At 62.7% G+C, this 20580-nt stretch carries 20 protein-coding genes; 12 read left to right on the forward strand and 8 right to left on the reverse strand.

Annotation, left to right across the window (positions count from 1 at the left end; genetic code table 11):
* Positions 1-125 precede the first annotated feature (125 nt).
* Together JMV15_RS11975 and JMV15_RS11980 are read left to right on the forward strand one after the other, a co-directional pair.
* A complete protein-coding gene (locus JMV15_RS11975; RefSeq protein ID WP_019819476.1) occupies positions 126-2165 on the forward strand; it encodes an NADPH-dependent 2,4-dienoyl-CoA reductase in 2040 nt (679 codons plus the stop codon).
* Between the two features lie 57 nt (positions 2166-2222).
* A complete protein-coding gene (locus JMV15_RS11980; protein ID WP_038450578.1) occupies positions 2223-3113 on the forward strand; it encodes a 1-aminocyclopropane-1-carboxylate deaminase/D-cysteine desulfhydrase in 891 nt (296 codons plus the stop codon).
* Between the two features lie 151 nt (positions 3114-3264).
* Here the strand turns inward: JMV15_RS11980 and JMV15_RS11985 are convergent, their stop codons facing one another.
* The 3 genes from JMV15_RS11985 to JMV15_RS11995 form a co-directional block, all read right to left on the reverse strand.
* A complete protein-coding gene (locus JMV15_RS11985; RefSeq protein ID WP_014718978.1) occupies positions 3265-3819 on the reverse strand; it encodes a cytochrome b in 555 nt (184 codons plus the stop codon).
* Between the two features lie 114 nt (positions 3820-3933).
* A complete protein-coding gene (gene phnX / locus JMV15_RS11990; protein WP_014718977.1) occupies positions 3934-4761 on the reverse strand; it encodes a phosphonoacetaldehyde hydrolase in 828 nt (275 codons plus the stop codon).
* 100 nt (positions 4762-4861) lie between these two features.
* Positions 4862-5986, reverse strand: coding sequence for a 2-aminoethylphosphonate--pyruvate transaminase (locus tag JMV15_RS11995; protein WP_038450576.1), 1125 nt, complete (start codon positions 5984-5986; stop codon positions 4862-4864).
* A 112-nt stretch (positions 5987-6098) separates the two neighbouring features.
* On the opposite strand from JMV15_RS11995, the gene JMV15_RS12000 reads away from it, so the two are divergent.
* Positions 6099-6953, forward strand: a complete 855-nt coding sequence (locus tag JMV15_RS12000) for a LysR substrate-binding domain-containing protein (protein WP_014718975.1) — start codon at positions 6099-6101, stop codon at positions 6951-6953.
* On the opposite strand, the gene JMV15_RS12005 is transcribed toward JMV15_RS12000, so the two are convergent.
* Entirely contained in the window at positions 6929-7819 is an 891-nt protein-coding gene (locus JMV15_RS12005) for a LysR substrate-binding domain-containing protein (RefSeq protein WP_014718974.1), read from the reverse strand. The genes JMV15_RS12000 and JMV15_RS12005 overlap by 25 nt on opposite strands.
* 258 nt (positions 7820-8077) lie before the next feature.
* Between JMV15_RS12005 and JMV15_RS12010 the strand changes: the two genes are divergently transcribed.
* Together JMV15_RS12010 and JMV15_RS12015 are read left to right on the forward strand one after the other, a co-directional pair.
* The gene (locus JMV15_RS12010) at positions 8078-9403 is read left to right on the forward strand and encodes an MFS transporter (protein WP_020302353.1); all 1326 of its coding nucleotides are present in this window, start codon (positions 8078-8080) and stop codon (positions 9401-9403) included.
* Between the two features lie 109 nt (positions 9404-9512).
* Entirely contained in the window at positions 9513-10217 is a 705-nt protein-coding gene (locus JMV15_RS12015; protein WP_003192227.1) for a YebC/PmpR family DNA-binding transcriptional regulator, read from the forward strand.
* A 122-nt stretch (positions 10218-10339) separates the two neighbouring features.
* Here the strand turns inward: JMV15_RS12015 and JMV15_RS12020 are convergent, their stop codons facing one another.
* Complete coding sequence (locus JMV15_RS12020) at positions 10340-11638, reverse strand: protein kinase (protein ID WP_038450574.1); 1299 nt, start codon at positions 11636-11638, stop codon at positions 10340-10342.
* Between the two features lie 37 nt (positions 11639-11675).
* Complete coding sequence (gene zapE, locus JMV15_RS12025) at positions 11676-12770, reverse strand: cell division protein ZapE (protein WP_038450572.1); 1095 nt, start codon at positions 12768-12770, stop codon at positions 11676-11678.
* A gap of 181 nt (positions 12771-12951) precedes the next feature.
* Between zapE and JMV15_RS12030 the strand changes: the two genes are divergently transcribed.
* From JMV15_RS12030 to JMV15_RS12060, 7 genes are all read left to right on the forward strand, one after another.
* Positions 12952-13452, forward strand: coding sequence for a Csu type fimbrial protein (locus JMV15_RS12030; protein WP_425608148.1), 501 nt, complete (start codon positions 12952-12954; stop codon positions 13450-13452).
* A complete protein-coding gene (locus JMV15_RS12035; RefSeq protein ID WP_014718969.1) occupies positions 13446-13991 on the forward strand; it encodes a spore coat protein U domain-containing protein in 546 nt (181 codons plus the stop codon). Before JMV15_RS12030 ends, JMV15_RS12035 begins: the two co-directional genes overlap by 7 nt.
* An 18-nt stretch (positions 13992-14009) precedes the next feature.
* Entirely contained in the window at positions 14010-14552 is a 543-nt protein-coding gene (locus JMV15_RS12040; RefSeq protein WP_003192220.1) for a Csu type fimbrial protein, read from the forward strand.
* Between the two features lie 2 nt (positions 14553-14554).
* A complete protein-coding gene (locus tag JMV15_RS12045) occupies positions 14555-15043 on the forward strand; it encodes a Csu type fimbrial protein (protein WP_014718968.1) in 489 nt (162 codons plus the stop codon).
* A 26-nt stretch (positions 15044-15069) separates the two neighbouring features.
* Positions 15070-15858 carry a fimbrial biogenesis chaperone gene (locus tag JMV15_RS12050; RefSeq protein WP_038450570.1) on the forward strand — a complete coding sequence of 263 codons (789 nt, stop codon included), beginning with the start codon at positions 15070-15072 and terminating at the stop codon, positions 15856-15858.
* A 72-nt stretch (positions 15859-15930) separates the two neighbouring features.
* Entirely contained in the window at positions 15931-18279 is a 2349-nt protein-coding gene (locus JMV15_RS12055; protein ID WP_014718966.1) for a fimbria/pilus outer membrane usher protein, read from the forward strand.
* 77 nt (positions 18280-18356) lie between these two features.
* Positions 18357-19277, forward strand: a complete 921-nt coding sequence (locus JMV15_RS12060) for a Csu type fimbrial protein (RefSeq protein ID WP_014718965.1) — start codon at positions 18357-18359, stop codon at positions 19275-19277.
* Here the strand turns inward: JMV15_RS12060 and JMV15_RS12065 are convergent.
* Together JMV15_RS12065 and JMV15_RS12070 are read right to left on the reverse strand one after the other, a co-directional pair.
* Positions 19274-20011, reverse strand: a complete 738-nt coding sequence (locus tag JMV15_RS12065) for an anti-sigma factor family protein (protein ID WP_014718964.1) — start codon at positions 20009-20011, stop codon at positions 19274-19276. The genes JMV15_RS12060 and JMV15_RS12065 overlap by 4 nt on opposite strands.
* Positions 20008-20514 carry a sigma-70 family RNA polymerase sigma factor gene (locus tag JMV15_RS12070; protein WP_014718963.1) on the reverse strand — a complete coding sequence of 169 codons (507 nt, stop codon included), beginning with the start codon at positions 20512-20514 and terminating at the stop codon, positions 20008-20010. Before JMV15_RS12070 ends, JMV15_RS12065 begins: the two co-directional genes overlap by 4 nt.
* Positions 20515-20580 lie beyond the last annotated feature (66 nt).

Consider the following 20580-nt stretch of genomic DNA (forward strand, 5'->3'; position numbering starts at 1 on the left):
ATCAATAACTTGTCAGTTTCAGTCATTGAGCCGTGGTCCACCGCCTCTTAGTCTGTGGGACATAAACCGATGGCACGCCGTTCGAGCGCGCCACGTCCCGTGATGATCCGTTGTGGAGCTGTACCATGACCGCTGCTGCCTACCCGCACCTGCTGGCCCCGTTGGACCTGGGTTTTACCACCTTGCGCAACCGTACCCTGATGGGCTCGATGCACACTGGCCTGGAAGAAAAGCCCGGCGGTTTCGAGCGTATGGCCGCTTACTTTGCCGAGCGTGCCCGTGGCGGCGTGGGCCTGATGGTCACCGGCGGTATCGGCCCCAATGACGAGGGCGGCGTGTACGCCGGTGCAGCCAAGCTGACCACCGAAGAAGAGGCGCGCAAGCACAAGATCGTCACCCAGGCCGTGCACGACGCGGGTGGCAAGATCTGCATGCAGATCCTCCACGCCGGGCGTTACGCCTACAGCCCCAAGCAGGTGGCACCGAGCGCTATCCAGGCGCCCATCAACCCGTTCAAGCCCAAGGAATTGGATGAAGAGGGCATCGAAAAGCAGATCCAGGATTTTGTCACCTGCTCGCTGCTGGCCCAGGTCGCCGGGTATGACGGCGTCGAAATCATGGGTTCCGAAGGCTATTTCATTAACCAGTTCCTTGCCGCCCACACCAACCATCGCACCGACCGTTGGGGCGGCAGCTTTGAAAATCGCATGCGCCTGGCGGTGGAAATCGTGCGCCGGGTACGCGAAGCCGTAGGCCCGAACTTCATTATCATCTTCCGCCTGTCGATGCTCGACCTGGTGGAAGGCGGCAGCGTCTGGGAAGAAATCGTGCAGTTGGCCAAAGCCATCGAACAGGCCGGCGCGACGCTCATCAACACCGGTATCGGCTGGCACGAAGCCCGCATCCCGACCATCGCCACCAAGGTACCCCGTGGTGCGTTCAGTAAAGTCACGGCCAAATTGCGCGGTTCGGTACAGATCCCGCTGATCACCACCAACCGCATCAACACTCCGGAAATTGCTGAGCAGATCCTGGCCGAAGGCGACGCCGATATGGTCTCGATGGCGCGGCCGTTTCTCGCCGACCCCGAGTTCGTCAACAAGGCCGCTGCCGGGCGCGCTGATGAGATCAATACCTGCATCGGCTGCAACCAGGCCTGCCTGGACCACACCTTTGGCGGCAAGCTCACCACCTGCCTGGTCAACCCGCGGGCGTGCTACGAAACCGAACTCAATTACCTGCCGGTCAAGCAGATCAAAAAGGTCGCGGTCGTCGGCGCAGGCCCCGCGGGTCTGGCCGCTGCCACCGTGGCCGCCGAGCGCGGGCATCAAGTGACCTTGTTCGACTCGGCCAGCGAGATCGGCGGCCAGTTCAATATCGCCAAGCGCGTGCCGGGCAAGGAAGAGTTCTTCGAGACCCTGCGTTATTTCAAACGCAAATTGCAGACCACCCACGTCGAGCTGTGCCTCAACACCCGTGTGGACGTTGCGCAACTGGTAGCGGGTGGTTATGACGAGGTGATCCTGGCCACCGGCATCGCACCGCGTACCCCGGCGATTCCCGGTGTCGACAACGCCAAGGTCCTGAGTTACCTGGACGTGATCCTTGAGCGCAAGCCGGTGGGCAAGCGCGTGGCGGTGATCGGCGCCGGTGGCATCGGTTTTGACGTGTCTGAATTCCTCGTGCACCAAGGCGTCTCCACCAGCCTGGATCGCGAGGCGTTCTGGAAAGAATGGGGCATCGACACCCAACTGCAAGCCCGTGGCGGCGTGGCCGGGATCAAACCCGAGCGCCACGCGCCGGCCCGTGAAGTGTTCCTGCTGCAACGCAAGGCTTCCAAGGTGGGCGACGGCCTGGGCAAGACCACGGGCTGGATCCACCGCACCGGCTTGAAGAACAAGCAGGTGCAGATGCTCAACAGCGTTGAGTACCTGAAGATCGACGATGAAGGCTTGCATATCCGCATCGGCGCTGAGGGCGAGCCGCAAGTCCTGGCGGTGGACAATATCGTCATCTGCGCCGGCCAGGACCCGCTGCGCGAATTGCACGACGGCCTGGTCGCGGCCAACCAGAACGTGCACCTGATCGGCGGCGCCGATGTGGCGGCCGAACTGGACGCCAAGCGCGCCATCAACCAGGGCTCGCGCCTGGCGGCCGAGTTGTAAGGCGACAATAGGGGCGGTGTTAGACTACCGCCCCTTTTTTCATGCAGATGCGCCCACATGGGTCCTTTCGACTGGCTGCCCCACGCGCCCCTTGAATCTTTGCAGCTGGATTGGCTGAACGGAGTCGAGCTGGCCGTGCTGCGCCTGGACCGTATCGATCCGCTGATCAGCGGCAACAAGTGGTTCAAGCTCACCGAGCACTTGGCCCAGGCTCGCGATGCCGGAGCGTCAGGTATTATCAGCCTCGGCGGAGCCTACTCCAATCATCTGCACGCATTGGCGGCCGCGGGCAAGCGCTTTGATTTCCCCACCGTCGGCCTGTTGCGCGGCCATCCTCAAGACACACCCACGGTGCTCGACCTCAAGGCCTTCGGCATGCAACTGCATTGGCTCGGTTATGGTGGCTATCGCGCACGCCACGAGCCGGGCTTTTGGCTGCCTTGGCGCGAACAATATCCCCACCTCCATCCGATACCCGAAGGCGGCGGTGGGCTGGCCGGGGCGCAGGGCTGTGGCGTGTTGGTCGAGCAGGCGCGGGCGCAGTTGGGCAGCCTCGGTTGGACCGATTACGACGCCTGGTGGCTGGCGGCAGGTACCGGCACGACAGTGGCGGGGCTGGCACTGGCGGAGGCGGGTGCGCATCGGGTGTATGGTGCTCTGGCGGTGCCGGATGATCACGGTGTAGCGCAGAACGTGAGTGCCATCGTGCAGGACGGCTATACATTGCTGGACGCCAGTCGCGGTGGCTTTGCCAAGGTCGATCCGCTGTTGCTGGACTTCATCCAGTGCACCGAGCAAGCATGCGGTCTACCGTTGGAACCGCTCTACACCGGCAAGGCGCTGCTGGCATTGAAACAGCAGATCGAGGCCGGACGCTTTGCCCCCGGCACGCGCCTGATCTTCATCCACACCGGCGGCCTGCAAGGCCGCCGAGGCTTCAGCGACTGACGCAAACCCCTTGTGGGAGCGGGCTTGCCTGCGAAAGCGGTAGTGCAGTAGGAGATACTGTGGCTGACACACCGCCTTCGCGGGCAAGCCCGCTCCCACAAGGGAGTTGCGCTTAACTGATGGCCTGAGTTCAGTCGATGAATGGGTTGGCTTAAAGCCTCCTCCCACCCGGCATCATGCGCAGCGCCGTGTTATCGCGCACCACATAATGATGAAAGATCCCCGCCAGTGCATGCAGCCCGATCAACCAATAACCGACCTGGGCGAACAGCACATGCCAGCCTTCAATCTCCTCGGCCAGCGCCTTGTTTTCCGCGATCAGCGGCGGCAATTCCATTCCATAGAACATCACCGAATGCCCTTTGGCACTGACGATCAACCAACCGGCAATCGGCAACCCGATCATCAACGCATACAGCGCCCAGTGCATCAGCTTCGCCAGCAGATTCTGCCATTGCGGCGGTGCCGGCACGATCTTCGGCGCCACCCCCAGGCTGCGTGCGAACAGGCGCAGCCATACCAGCACAAACACGGTAAGGCCGAGCATAAAGTGCATTTCCACAATCAGCGTGCGTGCGCCGCTGCCTTTGGGGAATTGCCCGCGCAGTTCAATGCAGGCGTAGACCACCGCCAGCAGCACCACCATCAACCAGTGCAACGCAATGGACATAGTGCTGTAGCGCGTATCGGAATTTTTCCACGGCATCGCTGTGTTCCTCACTCATCAGGGCATACCTCCATTCTTTAGCGATGGAGTGCATTAACTGTATGCCTGTTTTGAGCGCTGCGCTTGTTGCCAATGCCCTTGTCTTGACTTCGGTCAGTAGGCCTGCGGCATTTCCCCGCGGGCCAGTCGCTGGTTGATGTCACTGATGACCCGTGGCAGATCGGTGATGGTGTCGATCAGGTAGTGTGGACGTGAAGCTTCGAACATCGCCTCGATGCGCTGGCGCTCGCTGGCCAGTGTGTCGCTGTCCAGGGCGCGGAATTGCTCGTAGGTGAGGCCCAGCGCGTTGCCCGAGCAGGTCAGGGCCACGGTCCACATGCCGGCACGTCGGCCTTCGAGAATGCCCGGCACGGTGTCGTCGACCTTCACGCAGGCGGCCACATCATCAATGCCCAGGGCGATCACGTTGGCCAGTGCCTGGGCCGGCCAAGGGCGACCGTTGGGGACTTCGTCGGTAGCCACGACGTGGTCGGCGACATAGCCGTTGGTGGCGGCCAGGGCCACGACCTTGTCCATCACTTGCTTGGGATAGCCAGAGCAGGAGCCGATCTTGATCCCTTGCGCCCGCAGCGCTGCAATGGTGTCGAGGGCGCCGGGGATCAGGGCCGAGTGTTCAGCGATCTTCTCGATCTGCAGCGGCATGAAGCGCTGGTAAATGGCGGTCACATCGTCGTCGGTCGGCGTGCGGCCGAACGCCTTGCGGTAGCGTTCGGCAACCTGCGGCTGGTCGCAGAGGGTACGGATATGGTCCCACTTGCCCATGCCCATCGGGCCACGGGCTTCCTCGATAGACACCTGCACGTCGAACTCGGCGAAGGCCTCGACAAAAATCTGCGTGGGGGCGAAGGAGCCGAAATCGACCACGGTGCCGGCCCAGTCGAGGATAACGGCCTGGAGGGTGTTGGGGTTTTGATAGTTCATGGTTCAGATCCTGTGGGTAATGACATTCATCTATGTAGGAGCGAGCTTGCTCGCAAAAAACATCCAGGCACCGCGTTGACTCAGGATGCCCGCGTTATCGTTAACGCTCTTCGCGAGCAAGCTCGCTCCTACACATTTCTTGCAGCACATCGCCGATTGCCTTGACCGCTGCGCGCATGCCGGCTGCGTCGACATGGCCGATGCAGCCCACGCGGAAGGTTTCCACCTGGGTCAATTTGCCGGGGTACAGGATGAACCCCTTGGCCTTGACCCGTTCGTAGAAGTCTTTGAACCGGTAGCGCGGGTGGTCGGGAGCGTGGAAGGTGGCGATGATCGGTGCTTGGATCGCCGCTGGCAGAAAACTGCGCAGGCCCAGTTCGGCCATGCCGTCCAGCAATGCCTGGCAGTTATTCGCATAGCGCTGGTGACGCGCGGGCAGGCCGCCTTCTTCTGCGTATTGCAGCAGCGCCTCATGCAGGGCGGCAACCACGTGGGTGGGCGGGGTGAAGCGCCATTGTCCGGTCTTGGCCATATAGGTGTGCTGGTCGAACAGGTCCATCGCCAGGGAATGGCAGTTGCCCTGGGCCGCAGCCAGCGCCGCTTTTTCGGCAAAGACAAAGCCCATCCCCGGCACGCCTTCCAGGCATTTGCCCGAGGCGGCAATCAGCGCGTCGAAGGGGATTTCACGGGCATCAATCGGTAGCGCGCCGAAGGAACTCATGGCGTCGATGATCAGGCGCTTGCCGTGGCGTTTGACCACCTCGGCGATCTGCGGCAACGGATTGAGAATGCCGGTGCTGGTTTCGCAATGGATCAGCGCGACGTGGGTGATGGCGCTGTCGGAGCTCAACAGGCGATCCACATCGGCGGCAGTGGTGGGCTCGTCTTCGGCGGTTTCAAAGGTGCTGAATTCGCGGCCAAGCACCTCGCAGATTTTCGCCAGGCGCTTGCCGTAGGCGCCGTTGATCAACACCAGCACCTTGCCATTGCGGGGAACCAAGGTGCCGATCGCCGCTTCGACGGCGAAGGTGCCGCTGCCTTGCAGCGGCACGCAGTGGTGGCTGTCCGAACCGTTGAGGATCGCCAGCAGCTGCGTGCACACACTGGCTGTGAGCTGGTTGAAGCGGTCGTCCCACGACCCCCAATCCACCATCATCGCCTGGCGGGTGCGGGTCGAGGTGGTCAGGGGGCCGGGGGTCAACAGGATCGGCGCGGCAGTGGGCATGTCAAATCCTCGCAAGGTGTTGGGGTTCAAGCTACGGCGCCTAAATTGCAGTTTGGCTTGTCATCAATCAAATTGTTTGTTGTTATGCGAGCTATCAGTGAGGCCGATAACGATGAACCTATTCCAACTGCGTGCATTCGATGCCGTGGCCCGTGAGGGCAGTTTTACCCGCGCGGCGGCTCGGCTGTTTATCAGCCAGCCGGCAGTGACCGGGCATATCAAGGCGCTTGAGGAGCACTACCAGATCCCGCTGTTGCGCCGCACCGCCCGCCGGGTGGAGTTGACCGAGGAGGGCGCACGCCTGGCGGCCATCACGCGGGCGATCTTCGGTTTGGTCGACGAGGCGCAAACCATGCTGGAGGCCAACCGCCAGTTGCTCACCGGGCGCCTGGAAGTGGCGGCGGACGGCCCTCACTTGGTCATGCCGATGATCGCCAGCCTGCGCGCGCGCTACCCTGGCATTACCGTGAACCTGCGTTTGGGCAATGCTCAGGAAACCCTGGCGGCGCTGCTGTCCGAACATGCCGATGTGGCGGTGCTCACCGAGGTGGAGCCGCGCAATGGCCTGCACTTGCAACCCCTGGACGAGTCACGGATTTGCGCCTTGGTGCCGGCTGCGCATCCATGGGCCAGGCAGGCCAGCGGTATTGAACTGGCGCAGCTGCATGAGGTGATCATGGTGCTGCGCGAGCCCAGTTCTATCACCCGGCGCACCTTTGATGACGCGTGCCTTGCGGCGAATGTGCAACCCAAAGTGCTGCTGGAACTGGACAGTCGTGAAGCCGTGACCGAAGCGGTGGCGGCAGAGTTAGGGGTGGGCGTGGTGTCGTCGATGGAGGTCAGCCCGGACCCGCGTGTACAGGCGGTACCGATCCTGGGCGATGGCCTGCTGAACCGGCACATGCTCGGCTGCATGGAGCGGCGCCGCTCGCTGCGCTTGATTCAGGCGTTTTTCGAGTTGGCGTGAAGGCTCTCACGCACGATCTCCAGGAAGGTCGCGACCACGCGGCGTGAACTCTGCTCTTTCAGGCACACCAGGGTTTCTTTCATGCGTTGTGTGCAATCGCGGATCGGCATGGCGTATACCCGCGCGTCGGCGCCGAACTCTGCCGCCGACACCACGCCCACGCCAATTCCCACCACCACGGCTTCCCGGGCGGCTTCGCGGCCTTCCACCTGGATGGCCGGGCGAATGCGCAGGCCGGCCTGGCGCATTTCCTGCTCCAGGGTTTGACGGGTGACCGAGCCGGTTTCCCGCAGCACCAGCGGAGTGTTATCGAGGTCGGCCAGGCAGATCGATTCGCGCCCGGCCCAGGCATGGTCACGTGCGACAAAAGCCAGTAGTTGATCGTCGGGCAGCGGCAGTGACAACAGGCGCGGATCATCGACATCGCGCCCCAACAGCGCCAGGTCGGCCTGGTAGTTGTAAAGGCGCGACAGCGACTCATCGGTGTTGCCGGTTTCGATTTTCACGCTGATCCCAGGGTAGCGCTGGCAGAAGCGCGCAATCTGCGGCAGTACGTGCACGGGTGCATCCACCGCCAGGGTGAGGGTGCCGGTGAGCAGGGCGCGCGAATCCTGCAGCAATTCTTCGGCTTCGGCTTCGATCACAAACAGGCGCTGGGTGATGCCCAGCAGGCGCTCACCCAGATCGGTCAGGCGCACCGAGCGCTTGTTGCGGTGGAACAGCAACACGCCGAAGCGCTCTTCCAGTTTGCGCACCTGGTCGGAAATCGCAGGCTGGGTCAGGAACAGGCGTTCGGCCGCCCCGGTAAAACTGCCGTGAATGGCCACCGCATGGAAGGCTTTGAGCTGGGCATGGGAAACCGACATAGCGCGTCCTCTTACAAGCTGGGCTTATATTTGAAATACGATAAATCGATTTTACCTATGAGTCAGCCATTGCTTTCATGCGCCTCAGTCGCCGTAGGTTGAGTCCTACAACCACGGCTGCCATGGGGGCAGGCACACCGCACCCATCTGACCAATACCGCGCTCTCCAAGGCCCGGGATTGCAGTGCTCAACCATAAAAACAACAGGCGTTTTCTTTCGATTCTGCCGGCACACTCACACCTGAGGTCAGAACCACCATGAATATCCCTATGGGTAGCATCAAGCGTTGGCGCGTGCAGATTTTTGCCATCACCTGGCTGGCGTATGCCGCGTTCTATTTCACCCGCAAAGCGTTTTCAGTGGCGAAGCTGGGGATCGGCGACGACCCGAGTTTCCCCCTCGACAAAATGATGATGGCCAACCTGGATGGCCTCTACCTCGCCGCGTATGCCGTAGGCCAGTTCACTTGGGGCATGCTTGCCGACCGCTTTGGACCACGGGTGGTGGTGCTCGGTGGCTTGCTGATTTCCGCAGGCGCAGCGCTGGTGATGGGCACCTTTGCCACCTTGCCGATCTTTGTTACCTGCATGTTGGTACAGGGCTTGGCCCAGTCCACTGGCTGGTCGGGGCTGTGCAAGAACCTCGGCAGTTTCTTCCCGGCCCAGCAGCGGGGGCGGGTGCTGGGGTTATGGAGTTCGTGTTACGCGTTCGGCGGATTGGTCGCGTCACCGTTTGCCGGTTGGTGGGCCTATACGCTGATCGGTAGTTGGCATGCGGCGTTTATTTCCAGTGCCGCAGTGGTAGCGGTGGTGGCCGTGCTGTTCTTTATGTTCCAGCGCAATACCCCGCAGGATGTGGGCTTGCCGGCAGTCGAGCCTGAGCCGGTGCTGAGCGCCGAGCAGTTGGCCGCCCAGCAGCGCGTCAGCGTACTCGAACCCCTGCGCGCGATCCTGCGTAACCGCACAGTGTTGACCCTGGGGCTGGCGTACTTCCTGCTCAAGCCGGCGCGCTACGCGATTCTGTTGTGGGGGCCGGTGATCGTCTACGAGCAGATGCCGTCGGTGGGCAAGGTCGGCGCCGCCATCGTGCCCACCGCGTTTGAGTTGGCTGGTTTGCTGGGGCCAGTGTTGATCGGCCTGGCCTCCGACAAACTGTTCGGCGCCCGGCGCATGCCCGCCTGTGTGCTGAGCCTGTTGGCGCTGACGGTTGCCCTGGCGCTTTTCATGGGCGCGCTGCACACCGGCAGTGTGGTGCTGGTGATGACGTTGCTGTTTGTCATGGGGCTGACGCTGTATGGGCCCGACTCAATGATCAGCAGCACGGCGGCCATCGACTTCGGCACCGCCAAGGCCGGCGCTACCGCCGCGGGTTTTGTGAACGGCTGCGGTTCGGTGGGGGCGATTCTGGGTGGTTTGCTGCCAGGCTATTTCGATACCGTGACGGTATTTATCGTGTTTGCCGGTGCGGCGCTGTTTTCTTCGTTGGTGCTGATGCCCTACTGGAATGCCAGGCCCGCCGTACTGGCCCAGGCGGGGGATTTTGTGCCGGACCGCAATGCGGTGATCAAACCCTTGCGCACCTGAGTACCCTGGCCGGTTTTTTGGTGGAACGAAGCGTTCTCGCGCTATAAACTCTGCCCCCAAAGCGCCGGCCAGTAGACGTTTCGGCGCGATGGAAATAAGAGAGTGAGTCATGGGCGCACAGTGGAAAGTCAAACATAAAGAAGCGGCAGCCAATGCCAAGGGCAAGATTTTCGGCAAGCTGGTGAAAGAAATCACCATCGCCGCCCGCAACGGCGCCGATACCGCGACCAACGCGCACCTGCGCCTGGTGGTGGAACAGGCCAAAAAAGCCTCGATGCCCAAGGAAACCCTGGACCGCGCAATCAAAAAGGGCGCCGGTCTGCTCGGTGAGACCGTGCAATACCACCGCGTGACCTACGAAGGTTTCGCGCCGCACCAGGTGCCTTTGATCGTCGAGTGCGTGACCGACAACATCAACCGCACCGTGGCGGAAATCCGCGTGGCCTTCCGCAAAGGCCAACTGGGCGCTTCCGGTTCGGTGGCCTGGGATTTCAACCATGTGGGCCTGATCGAAGCATCGCCGGACACGCCGGACGCTGATCCGGAAATGGCCGCTATCGAAGCGGGCGCCCAGGACTTTGAAGAGGGTGAAGAAGGCGCCACCTTGTTCATCACCGAAACCACCGACCTGGATGCTGTGCAGAAGGCCTTGCCGGAGCAGGGCTTCACCGTGCTGTCGGCCAAGCTGGGTTATATCTCCAAGAACCCGGTCAGCGGTTTGACCGATGAGCAGATGGCAGAAGTCGAGGCGTTCCTGGAAGGCCTGGACAACCATGATGATGTGCAGGATATGTTTGTCGGCCTGGCGGGCTGATGTTTATCTGAGTACACGCGGTCAACCTGTGGGAGCGGGCTTGCTCGCGAATGCGGTGTGACAGTCAACAGATGTATTGGCTGTTCCACCGCATTCGCGAGCAAGCCCGCTCCCACATTGGTTTAGTGGTGTTGCATAGATTCGAGCAAGACCTCAATTTCTTCAAAGCCCGGCCGCGCCAGCACATCCGGCTGGCAGCAGCGTTGTTGCAGTGCCTGCAAGCCTTCGTCACTGGCCTCAACCCGCTCCAACAATTCCCCCAGCAACACTCCGAACGCGCGCACTTCAATACGCTGCAGCGCACGGGCTTCCAACGTGTCCACCGTGGCATGGAAGGAGGCCGCGCCAAAGTCTCCCAGCAAGCAATCACCTTCTGCGTTCCACAAAATATTGTGACCATACAGGTCACCATGGGTAATGCCGTGCCGATGCAGGTGCGCCGCCACCGAAGCAATACCCCGCGCCATGCGCAGTGCCACATCCAGGCTGAAACGGGTGTCGGGGGCGTAGATGTCGCGCGTGCACGACGCCAGGCTCGGCAGGGCTGCGAGGTTGCGGTAACTGGGGTCGATCAGCTCCATCACCAGGGCGGCCTGGTTATCGGGATGGCCGACGACGCGCCCTTCAACCTTGATCAGGTTGGGATGCAGGCCGGCAGCGATGCAGGCTTGCATTTCATGCAGCGGTGAACCGTCGCTGGTGATGGTGCCCTTGTACAGTTTGACCGCGACCGGCAACGCCCGGGGTTTCCACAGCGCCTTGCGAATAATCCCCGAAGCGCCTTCGCCAAGGACTTCGCCCATGTCCAGTTCCTGCCAGGCGATGTTCGGCGTCGCCTCATCACTGCTCACCTGCACGGCCATTTCCACCGGGTTGCCGGCGTAGGCCAGCCAGGTCAGGCTCGGCAGGGTCAGCAGCCACTGCGGTAGTTGGGTGAGGCGGTTGGAGGCGATACGGATCAACTCCAGGTTTTGGCACTGGGCCAGGCTTGGCGGCAGGTCGGTCAACTGGTTACCGGCCAACATCAACTTTTGCAGTAACGGGCGCTGACCCAGTTCATCGGGCAATTGGCGGATGCAGTTGTCGGTGAGGATTAGCCAGCGCAATTGTGGCGGCAGGGCAGCGGCGGCTACCTGGCTGATCTGGTTGGCCTTGAAGCCGATCATGCTCAGCTTGGCGCACTGGCCCAGGCATTGCGGCAGTTCGGTAAAGGCGTTGTCCGAACAGAACAGCACGCGCAGGTTCGTCAGGCGGTGCAGGTCGTCGGGCAAGCTGCTCAGGGCGTTGCCGGTGAGGTTGAGGATTTCCAGCGAGTCGGCCAGTTCGAAGATTTCCCGGGGAAACTCGGTCAGCCCGCAGGCCAGGTCCAGGCGCGTAACGCCAGCCAATTGGCCAGCCTTGAGTTGGGCGAGGGTATTCATGCAGGGCGCGGTGCTCGGAAGAGGGCGTAAAAGGCGCTCATGATAGCGGCTCGGACGCGGTTTGCGGGCACAGCGTCTGCAATTGGCGCAGGCGACTGGCGGTGCGGGCGAGGTCGATGGCTTGGCCTTCCAGGCATTTATCCAAGGGCTGATGGCCGATCAGCGTCACTTGCTTGTCCTGGTCGTAGAGCACGTCTACCAGGTTGATAAAGCGCTGTTGCACGGCGATGGGGCATTCGGCCAACTGCGGCAGGCCGTCGATGATCCAGTGGTCGAAGTCCTGGCACAACAACAGGTAATCCATGACCGCCGTGAGTTGTTCGCACAGGTCATTGAAGGTGAACGCGATGGTTCGTGCCTGATGGCCTCGGCACGTTAACTCCCGAGTGCCGACCTTCAGGGTTTGCGCCGGGCAATCTGTGGCAGGCAGGCCCAGGCTTTCACGCTGGCCAGCGGTACCTGGCCAGACGTACTGGCCGCCCGTGAAGCGCTGTTGCGCGTGGGCCTGGGCCAGGCTGCGAAAGTCCTGAGGCGCACTGACTTCCAGCACCTCCATGCGCGCGGCGATCAGCTCGATCACCGGTTTGAAACGCTCGTGATACAGCGGATTGGGCAGCAAGCCTTCGGGTGGGTAGTTGGAGGTCACCAACACCAGCACACCGCGCTGGAACAGGGCCTTGAACAAACGGCTGATGAGCATCGCATCGCCGATATCGTGCACATGGAATTCGTCGAAACACAGCACTCGGCAGCCGGCCAGCAGCTCGTCCAGCGTGACGCCCAGAGCATCATCATGTCCGCGGTGCAGGAACATGCCTTGGTGCAGCCGGGCGAAGAAAGTGTGGAAATGCACACGTTGCTTCTCGGCGATGGGCAGTGCCTGGAAAAATCCATCCAGCAGCCAGCTTTTGCCACGCCCCACCGGGCCATGCAGGTACAGGCTGCGCGTGGTCTGGCCGTTGAGCAGGTGTTGAGCTTCGCGATTCAGGGCGGTAATCGCCCGGATTTGCCCATCACTGAGGGTATAGCCCTGTTGTTCGGCCTTTTTTTGAAAATACGCCGGGATAGGCGAGGCGTCCGAGGCGTCGGTTTTTTTACCCAGCAGGCGCTGGAGCAGGGCAAGCACGGCCAAGAATAAACACTCTGTATTACGGTGGTCGCTCACTGTAGGACGCCCGATGCCATTTGACCAATGGTGAAGGGCCCCAAGCCTTGCAAACTGGCACTTTCGCGTTAACTGGCTAACCTCATACACAGTTGTCACCCCTGTATAAGGAATTGGGGCTGTGAAGGGACCGTCGGTATTGGCTGTCATGGGCACGATGCTCTGCAACACGGTGTTTGCTGCGCAACTCCAGGTGCAGGTGCGCATCGACGTGCAGCGGGGTTGCCAGTTGGTGGGCACCACCCGCAATGCGGGCATCGAGCAACTTGGCGTATTGGATTTCGGCAGCGGCCCGCGTCTGGATGACCCGGCCGGCCCCCTGAGTGCGGCCCTGATCAGCCAGCGCCAGCCGCGCCTGGAATGTAACCCCGACACGCCTTACCAAATGCGCGTTGACGGCGGCCTGCATGGCGGCGCCGGCGAAGTGCGTTATCTCGCCAATCCGGCGCCCTCCAGCCGGCCCATTCCCTATCGAATCTATGCTGACGCCGCGCGGCTGATCCCCTTGCCGGTGGACGTGCCGATCAGTGGCCGCGTGCCGGACACTGGCTCTGTCGACCTGCCGCTGTATGGGCGCATCGAACCGCTCAAGGACATCCCCGCCGTCGGCCGTTATTCCGACCTGCTCAAGGTCACGGTCACATGGTAAGCCGCTACCTGGCCGTGACGGCCCTGGGTGGCCTGCTGTTGCTGGCGGATGACGCGCAGGCGGCGGTGGTCAACGGCCAGGTCCATGCGCGGTTGGTAATCACCGCCAGTTGCGAAGTGAGCAAGGGCGTGGAAACCGCGCCGGTCACACCCGAAGGCGGCACCGCGCTGTTGGACTTTGGCAGCCAGGGGCCGACGTGGAACGAGACCTTGGACGCGGCGATCTCCGATGGCGACAAGGCGCCGCTGTCGGTGTCCTGCAATCCTTCGGTGGTCAGCAGTTTCACGGTGACCATCGATGGGGGGGCTAACGGCGACGGGACCACGCGGCGCCTGAGCAATGGCCGCCAGACCATTCCCTATCGACTGTCGGCTGACCCCCAGGGGCGCAGTGCCTACAGGATCGGCCAGCAACGCAATTTCGTCGTGACCCAGGGCACCCAGGTACCGATCCCGGTATTCGGTTCCGTGGTGGCGAATACCAGGGCCCTACCGGCCGGCCTCTACACAGACACCCTGACGGTGACTCTGGATTGGTAAACCATGAGGATGGATATCATGCATGTACTTGTATCGCGAATCGGCCTCTGTGCCCTGGGCCTGGGGCTGGCGTCCAGCCTGAACGCGGCGACCACGGTGACCGGGCAGATCAGTTCCAGCCTGACCTTGATCGCCAGTTGCCAAGTCAACGGCTCCGGGGCGGCCACCGGGTTGAATTTCGGTAGCTTGAACTTCGGCACCACCAACAGCCTGTTTACCAATGCCGACGCCCAGCTGCTCGGCGGCACCGGTACCGGCGGGGCGTTGTCGATCCTGTGTTCGGCTGGCACCGCGCCAACGATCAAGGTGCGTGCCGGCGCCCACGACGGTGCTTCCCCCGGTGGCACCCGTGCGCTGGCCGATGGCGTGGGTAACTTCGTGCCCTACGATTTCTACACTGACAGCGGGCGTTCAGCGCTGTTGGCGATTGACGGCGTGGTGACCCTCGCCACCAGTACCGGCGTGGCGCAGACCGTCAACCTTTACGGCCGGGCGGTGGGCAAGGCGGGACTGCCGGCGGGCACCTACACCGACACCGTGGCCGTGGAACTGACGTTCTAACGATGTGGCCCAGGGTGTTGCTCGCCATCGGCCTGGCGATACCGTTGCCGCTGTCGGCGGTGGTCAACCAGAGCTTCCAGGTGAGTGCGACCATCACGCCGGGCTGTCTGATCGTGGGCGGCGGCGCCAACTACGGCACCTTGGCCTACGGCAGCTATTCGGCCCTGGCCACCAGCACGGTCACAGCGGCTCTCACTGGCGGCGTAACCCTGCAATGCACACCGGGCGTGGCCCTGAGCATGAGCGTGGATGGCGGCCTGTACAGCAGCACCGGGCGCAATTTGCAGCTCAACAGTGGCAGCGCGCGGGTGGCTTACCAATTGTTTCGCGATGCGGCGTTCAGCCAGAGCCTGGGGATCAACCAGAGCGTCAGCGTGACCTACAGCGATGCGAGCAACATCAGCCTGCCGATTTACGGGCGGGTGGTTTTACCGGGCAATCAGCCTGGGGGGACGTACAGCGACACGCTGCAGGTGCAGCTGACGTGGTAGGGCTAACGGTTTTAAGGAGGGGTGTCATGGGTTGTGCTTTGCGACGGTTATGGACCGCGGGTTTCGCCTTGGGGGCGTTGTGCTCGGCAGGGTTTGTACAGGCGGCCAGTTCGGTGCTGATCTGGCCCATCGACCCGGTGCTGGAGGCTGACCAACAGGCCAGCGCGCTGTGGCTGGAGAACCGTGGCACCGAGACCGCCAACCTGCAGATCCGCGTGTTTGCCTGGAGCCAGAATGGCTTTGACGAGCAGTACCAGAACCAGCGCGATGTGATCGGCAGCCCGCCGGTGGCCAAGATCGAGCCGGGCCAGAAGCAACTGGTGCGCCTGACCCGCACCCGGGAAGTGCCGCCGGGGCAGGAGTTGGCCTATCGCATCATCATTGATGAAATCCCCTCGGCGTTGCAGGTGCCGGCGCCGCCGGAGGGCAAGAACACGGCGGCGGCGATTCGCTTTCAGATGCGTTATTCGGTGCCGCTGTTTGCCTACGGCGCCGGCTTGTGGAGCAAAGATGACGCTACCCGGCAGCGCGATCCCAAGGGCGCGGGCAAGCCGCAGTTAAGCTGGCAAGGGGTCAACGTGGCAGGGCGCAACTACATCGAGGTGCGCAACCAGGGCGCCGTGCATGCGCGGCTTACCGATGCGTCATTCAAACAGGGCGGGCAGACCCGGCCGTTGGTGGACGGTTTGCTCGGCTATGTGCTGCCGGGCGCGAGCATGCGTTGGCCGGTGCCGGACGCCGTATCGGCCGACCAGCCGTTGCAGGTCAGGGTCAACGGCGCGCCGCAACTGGAGAGCCTGGCGCCCAAGCGCTAACCGTTATGTAGCGCAACGGGCACACGCCCGGGTTTTAACAGGATGGAGATGTCCATTGAAGGACACAACGCCATGGTGAGTCGTGGTTGGGCTCGGGTTTTATGGCCGTCGGTGGCAGTGGCAAGCGGGCTGTGGGGCGCAGCGATGGCGGGCGACTTGCCGCCGCCGCCCGGCAGCATGGAGGCAGTTGCCGATGCACAGCTGTTTCTGGAACTGGTGGTCAACCAGATGGACACCGGCCGCGTCATCGCGGTCGAGCAGCGCGCCGGCCAGCTGTTTGTGCCGGCCAGCGCGTTGCAGGACGTGGGCATGAAACTGCCCGGTGAGCCCGTCGGCAGTGTGGCCCTGGACCAGGTGCCGGGCCTGCACAGCGACTACGACAGCAACGGCCAGCGCCTGCTGCTGGATGTGCCGCCTTCCTGGCTGCAGGAACAGTTCATCGGCAACCGCAATACCTATCCGCGTACCCAGGCCATGAGCAGCTTCGGCGCCTTGCTCAACTATGACGTGTATTTCAATGACACCGACGACGGCGGCAGTTACCTCGCGGCGTGGAACGAAGTGCGGCTGTTCGACACCTGGGGCACCTTGTCCAACACCGGGCAACTGCGCCAGACCCTGTCCGACGGAGTCAGCGGCGGTACCCTCAACAATGGTTACCGACGTTACGACACCACCTGGCGTTTCTCCGACGATGAGCGCCTGCTGACCTACGAGGCTGGCGACGTGATCAGCGGCGCGCTGCCCTGGAGCAGTTCGGTGCGCCTGGGCGGGGTGCAACTGTCGCGGGACTTTGCCGTGCGCCCCGACCTGGTCACGTACCCCTTGCCGCAGTTTGCCGGTGAGGCGGCGGTGCCGTCGTCGGTGGATCTGTTTATCAACGGCTATAAATCCGACAGCGCACAGTTGCAACCCGGCCCCTACACCCTGACCAACATCCCGTTTATCAACGGTGCCGGCGAGGCCGTGGTGGTCACCACCGATGCCCTGGGACGCCAAGTGTCGACCACGGTGCCGTTCTACGTCACCAGCACCTTGCTGCAACAAGGCTTGACGGATTTTTCGCTGGCCGCCGGTACCTTGCGCCGTGACTACACCCTGCGGGACTTCGGCTACGGGCCGGGCGTGGCCAGTGGCACGTTCCGCTACGGCTATTCAGATAACCTGACCCTGGAAAGCCACGCCGAAGCCTCCAGCGACCTGACCCTCGGTGGGCTCGGCGGCAACCTGCGCCTGGGCAACTTCGGCGTGCTCAATACCGCCCTCAGCCAGAGCCAGTTCGACAGCCGCACGGGCCAGCAACTGAGCCTCGGTTACCAGTACAACAGCACGCGCTACAGCTTTATGTACCAACGGGTGGAGCGCCGCGACGACTACGCCGACCTGACCCTGGTCGATACCCCTTACGCCAGCCTCAGCAAGCGCAGCGAGCAGGTGACCCTGAGCCTCAACCTCCAACGTTTCGGCAGCCTGGGCCTGGGTTATTTCGACGTGCAGGCGGCGGACGACTCGCGCACGCGCCTGCTCAACCTGAGCTGGAGCAAACCGTTGTGGCGCAACACCAGCTTTTATCTGTCAGCCAACCGCGAAATCGGTGACAGCAACTGGGCCATGCAGGCGCAACTGGTCATCCCGTTCGACCTCAACGGCAGCCTGGCCTTGAGTACCGAGCGCAGCAAGGACGGCGCCAGTCGCCAGCGCATCAACTACAGCCGCGCGGTGCCCAGCGAAGGCGGGGTGGGCTACAACCTCGGCTATGCCCAGGGCGATGCCCCCAGCTATCGACAGGCCGACCTGACCTGGCGCTTGCAGTCGGTGCAGTTGCAGGCCGGCGTGTACGGCAGCAGCGAGGCCATGACGCGCTGGGCCGATGCCAGCGGCTCACTGGTGTGGATGGGCGGCGAAACCTTTGCCGCCAACCGCATCAATGACGCCTTTGTGGTCGTGAGCACCCAGGGCTTTGCCGGGATTCCGGTGCGCTACGAAAACCAGCTGGTGGGCCAGACCGACCGCAATGGCCATTTGCTGGTGCCGTGGAGCAGTGCCTATTACCGCGGCAAATACGAGATCGACCCGTTGAACCTACCGGCGAATGTGCAAAGCCCCAATGTGGAACAGCGCGTGTCGGTGCGCCGAGGCAGTGGCTACCTGCTGGAATTCCCCCTGCGCCGGGTGCTCGCTGCAAGCATCACCCTGGTGGACCGCCAGCATCAGGAGTTGCCGCTGGGCAGCCTGGTGGTGCACGAGCAAAGCAACACCCAGGCGGTGGTCGGCTGGGATGGCCTGGTGTACCTGGAAAACCTCAGCGCCCACAACACCTTGCAGGTCACTTTGGGACAGGGCCGCACCTGCCAGGCAACCTTCGATATGGACGAGCAGCAACAGGACGTGCCCTTGATCGGGCCATTAGTGTGCCAATGAGGGATTGAACAGGGAGTGTTCAGGTGAGGGGCAGCGTAGGGTTGTATGGCGTGGGTTTGTTGTTTTGCGGGCAGGCCATGGCGGCGTGTTCGGTGGTGTCCACCGTGCCGGCCAGTTTTGGTTCGATCAGTTCGATGACGGTGCGCACCGCCGCGCAAACCAGCTCTACGGCCAACTCAGGGTTGAGTTGCACCTCGGCGCTGATATCGCTGCTGGTGTCCACCGACCATTTTTACGCCACGATCACCTCGCCCCAGACCGGTATGGTCGGGCCGACCGGTGATGTGATCAGCTACACGATTTATGGCAACAACAGCACCAGCTATCCCATCACCCGTGGCAGCCAATTCGATTTCGGCGGCGCTGGCGGCATCGCCCAGAGCATCGGCCTGATCGCCGGGCCCGGCGCGAAAACTGTGCCGTTGTACCTGAGCAGCATCACTGGCAGCAACGTCGCCGCCGGGGTGTACACCGAGACATTGAGCATCGCCTGGGTGTGGAATTATTGCTCGGGGATCGGCCTTGGCGGCATTTGCCTGGGACGTGACATTGGCAGCGGCACGGCGTCCCTGACCGTCAGCATGACCGTGACCAACGATTGCCAGATCACCGCCCCGAATATCAGCTTCGGCAGCGCGCCGGTGGTCAGTGGGTTTAGTGCGGTGAGCGGGCAGACCATCAACATCGCCTGCACCAAGGGCAGCGCCTATACCGTGGGCTTGAGCGATGGCCAGAACCCGGTGAGTGTCGGCGGCCGGCGGCGCATGGTTTCCGGCGGCAATTACCTGGCCTATGACATTTTCAAAAGTGCCGGCACCACGCGTTGGGGCAGTGTCGGCGCGGCGCGGCGGGCCAGCTCCACGGCCGAGGTCAATCCCGGCAACGGCTTGGGTAATGGCAGCCAGGTGTACAACTACAACGCCAAGGTCTACACCGACCAGCCCACGCCGCCGGCTGGCACCTATCTGGATAACGTGGTGCTGGACGTCGGTTTCTAGAATGGCGTCTGCAACGCGGCGGCCTGATCCACCGGGCTTACCATCGCGTAGTTGTAGCCGCCGCCCGACCAGTAGTCGGCCTGCAAGCCATCGGCACTGCGGCTGCCGCGAGGCAGGAAACCGTTGTTCGGGCCCGGCGGGCGGATATAGAAGCTGATGCGCCGGCCTTGCGCGTCCTGGTACAGCACCATGGCTGCCGCGCCTTGGTCGGTGGTGAGCAGGCGCCCGCTGACCGGCTTGAAACCGGCTTGGCTCAGGTCGGGCAGGCGATGGGCCTGGTTGAAATAACGGTCGAGCCAGGCCTGCATGGTGCCAGGGTCCTGGGCGTTGTAGTCGGCGGGCATGATGCCGTCCTGGGCAAACAGGCGGTAGGCCTGCATGGCGTCGGTCATCGGCAACAGCGGCGGCTGGGTGGCTTCACGGGCGTGCCAACCGCCAACCCCGCCGAGGCTCACGGCGATCAGCAACAACGCCGCCGTGGCCAAGTGCCGACGGGACTGTTTCTTGATGCGCTGGCGAATCAGCGCCGGGTCCAATGCCGGGTTGTGCGGCTGTTGCAGGGCGCCGCTCAACGACGCGCGCAGCAACTGCGCATCTTGTTGCCAGGCCTGTACCCGGGCCGCCACTTCGGGGTGGCTGGCCAGCCAGGTTTCAAGCACACAGCGATCAGTGTCCGGCAATTGGTGATCGACGTAGGCATGTAAATCGCGTTCGCTGGGGGGCAGGCTGATCATTTGAGTCTCCGCAGGGCAGGGCCGGCCATTTCGCCATCGCTGAGCTGACGCAACGCTTGGCGTGCGCGGGACAGGCGTGACATTACGGTGCCGATGGGCACCTTGAGGATCTCGGCCACTTCCTTGTAGCTCAAGCCCTCGACGGACACCCACAGCAACAGGGCGCGCTGTTCGGTGTTCAGTTGGTCGAAGGCTTGCAGGGTGGATTGGGCCAGCACCGTGCGTTCTACCGAAGGTTGCACGTCATCGCGGCCGGTGAAGAATTCGAGCATGCGCGCATAGCGGCGGTTGCGGCGGTGGGCGTCGAGGAACTGCCGGTAGAGGATCGAAAACAGCCAGGCGCGCAGGTCGCCCTCGATACGTTTATCGGCCCAGGCGACGATCGCGCGCTCCAGGGTCGATTGCACCAGGTCATCGGCGCTGCTGCTGTTGCGCGTCAGGGACACGGCAAAACGCCGCAACCTGGGGATGAGTTCGCGTAACTGTTCGTCGAGTTCATGCATGGGTGTCTGGCTGATCACTACGCTGGGACTAGAGAGACGTTTGGCGTTGAAGGTTATTCCCCGTCC

The organism is Pseudomonas paracarnis, from assembly GCF_904063055.1.
Taxonomy (GTDB): Bacteria; Pseudomonadota; Gammaproteobacteria; order Pseudomonadales; family Pseudomonadaceae; genus Aquipseudomonas; species Aquipseudomonas paracarnis.

What these genes read in the sequence shown, in the direction of transcription:
- JMV15_RS11975 (WP_019819476.1), top strand. Translation starts at nt 126, where the DNA reads ATGACCGCTGCTGCCTACCCGCACCTGCTGGCCCCGTTGGACCTGGGT.
- JMV15_RS11980 (WP_038450578.1), top strand. Translation starts at nt 2,223, where the DNA reads ATGGGTCCTTTCGACTGGCTGCCCCACGCGCCCCTTGAATCTTTGCAG.
- JMV15_RS11985 (WP_014718978.1), bottom strand. Translation starts at nt 3,819, where the DNA reads ATGCCGTGGAAAAATTCCGATACGCGCTACAGCACTATGTCCATTGCG.
- phnX (WP_014718977.1), bottom strand. Translation starts at nt 4,761, where the DNA reads ATGAACTATCAAAACCCCAACACCCTCCAGGCCGTTATCCTCGACTGG.
- JMV15_RS11995 (WP_038450576.1), bottom strand. Translation starts at nt 5,986, where the DNA reads ATGCCCACTGCCGCGCCGATCCTGTTGACCCCCGGCCCCCTGACCACC.
- JMV15_RS12000 (WP_014718975.1), top strand. Translation starts at nt 6,099, where the DNA reads ATGAACCTATTCCAACTGCGTGCATTCGATGCCGTGGCCCGTGAGGGC.
- JMV15_RS12005 (WP_014718974.1), bottom strand. Translation starts at nt 7,819, where the DNA reads ATGTCGGTTTCCCATGCCCAGCTCAAAGCCTTCCATGCGGTGGCCATT.
- JMV15_RS12010 (WP_020302353.1), top strand. Translation starts at nt 8,078, where the DNA reads ATGAATATCCCTATGGGTAGCATCAAGCGTTGGCGCGTGCAGATTTTT.
- JMV15_RS12015 (WP_003192227.1), top strand. Translation starts at nt 9,513, where the DNA reads ATGGGCGCACAGTGGAAAGTCAAACATAAAGAAGCGGCAGCCAATGCC.
- JMV15_RS12020 (WP_038450574.1), bottom strand. Translation starts at nt 11,638, where the DNA reads ATGAATACCCTCGCCCAACTCAAGGCTGGCCAATTGGCTGGCGTTACG.
- JMV15_RS12030 (WP_425608148.1), top strand. Translation starts at nt 12,952, where the DNA reads ATGGGCACGATGCTCTGCAACACGGTGTTTGCTGCGCAACTCCAGGTG.
- JMV15_RS12035 (WP_014718969.1), top strand. Translation starts at nt 13,446, where the DNA reads ATGGTAAGCCGCTACCTGGCCGTGACGGCCCTGGGTGGCCTGCTGTTG.
- JMV15_RS12040 (WP_003192220.1), top strand. Translation starts at nt 14,010, where the DNA reads ATGCATGTACTTGTATCGCGAATCGGCCTCTGTGCCCTGGGCCTGGGG.
- JMV15_RS12045 (WP_014718968.1), top strand. Translation starts at nt 14,555, where the DNA reads ATGTGGCCCAGGGTGTTGCTCGCCATCGGCCTGGCGATACCGTTGCCG.
- JMV15_RS12050 (WP_038450570.1), top strand. Translation starts at nt 15,070, where the DNA reads ATGGGTTGTGCTTTGCGACGGTTATGGACCGCGGGTTTCGCCTTGGGG.
- JMV15_RS12055 (WP_014718966.1), top strand. Translation starts at nt 15,931, where the DNA reads ATGGTGAGTCGTGGTTGGGCTCGGGTTTTATGGCCGTCGGTGGCAGTG.
- JMV15_RS12060 (WP_014718965.1), top strand. Translation starts at nt 18,357, where the DNA reads ATGGCGGCGTGTTCGGTGGTGTCCACCGTGCCGGCCAGTTTTGGTTCG.
- JMV15_RS12065 (WP_014718964.1), bottom strand. Translation starts at nt 20,011, where the DNA reads ATGATCAGCCTGCCCCCCAGCGAACGCGATTTACATGCCTACGTCGAT.
- JMV15_RS12070 (WP_014718963.1), bottom strand. Translation starts at nt 20,514, where the DNA reads ATGCATGAACTCGACGAACAGTTACGCGAACTCATCCCCAGGTTGCGG.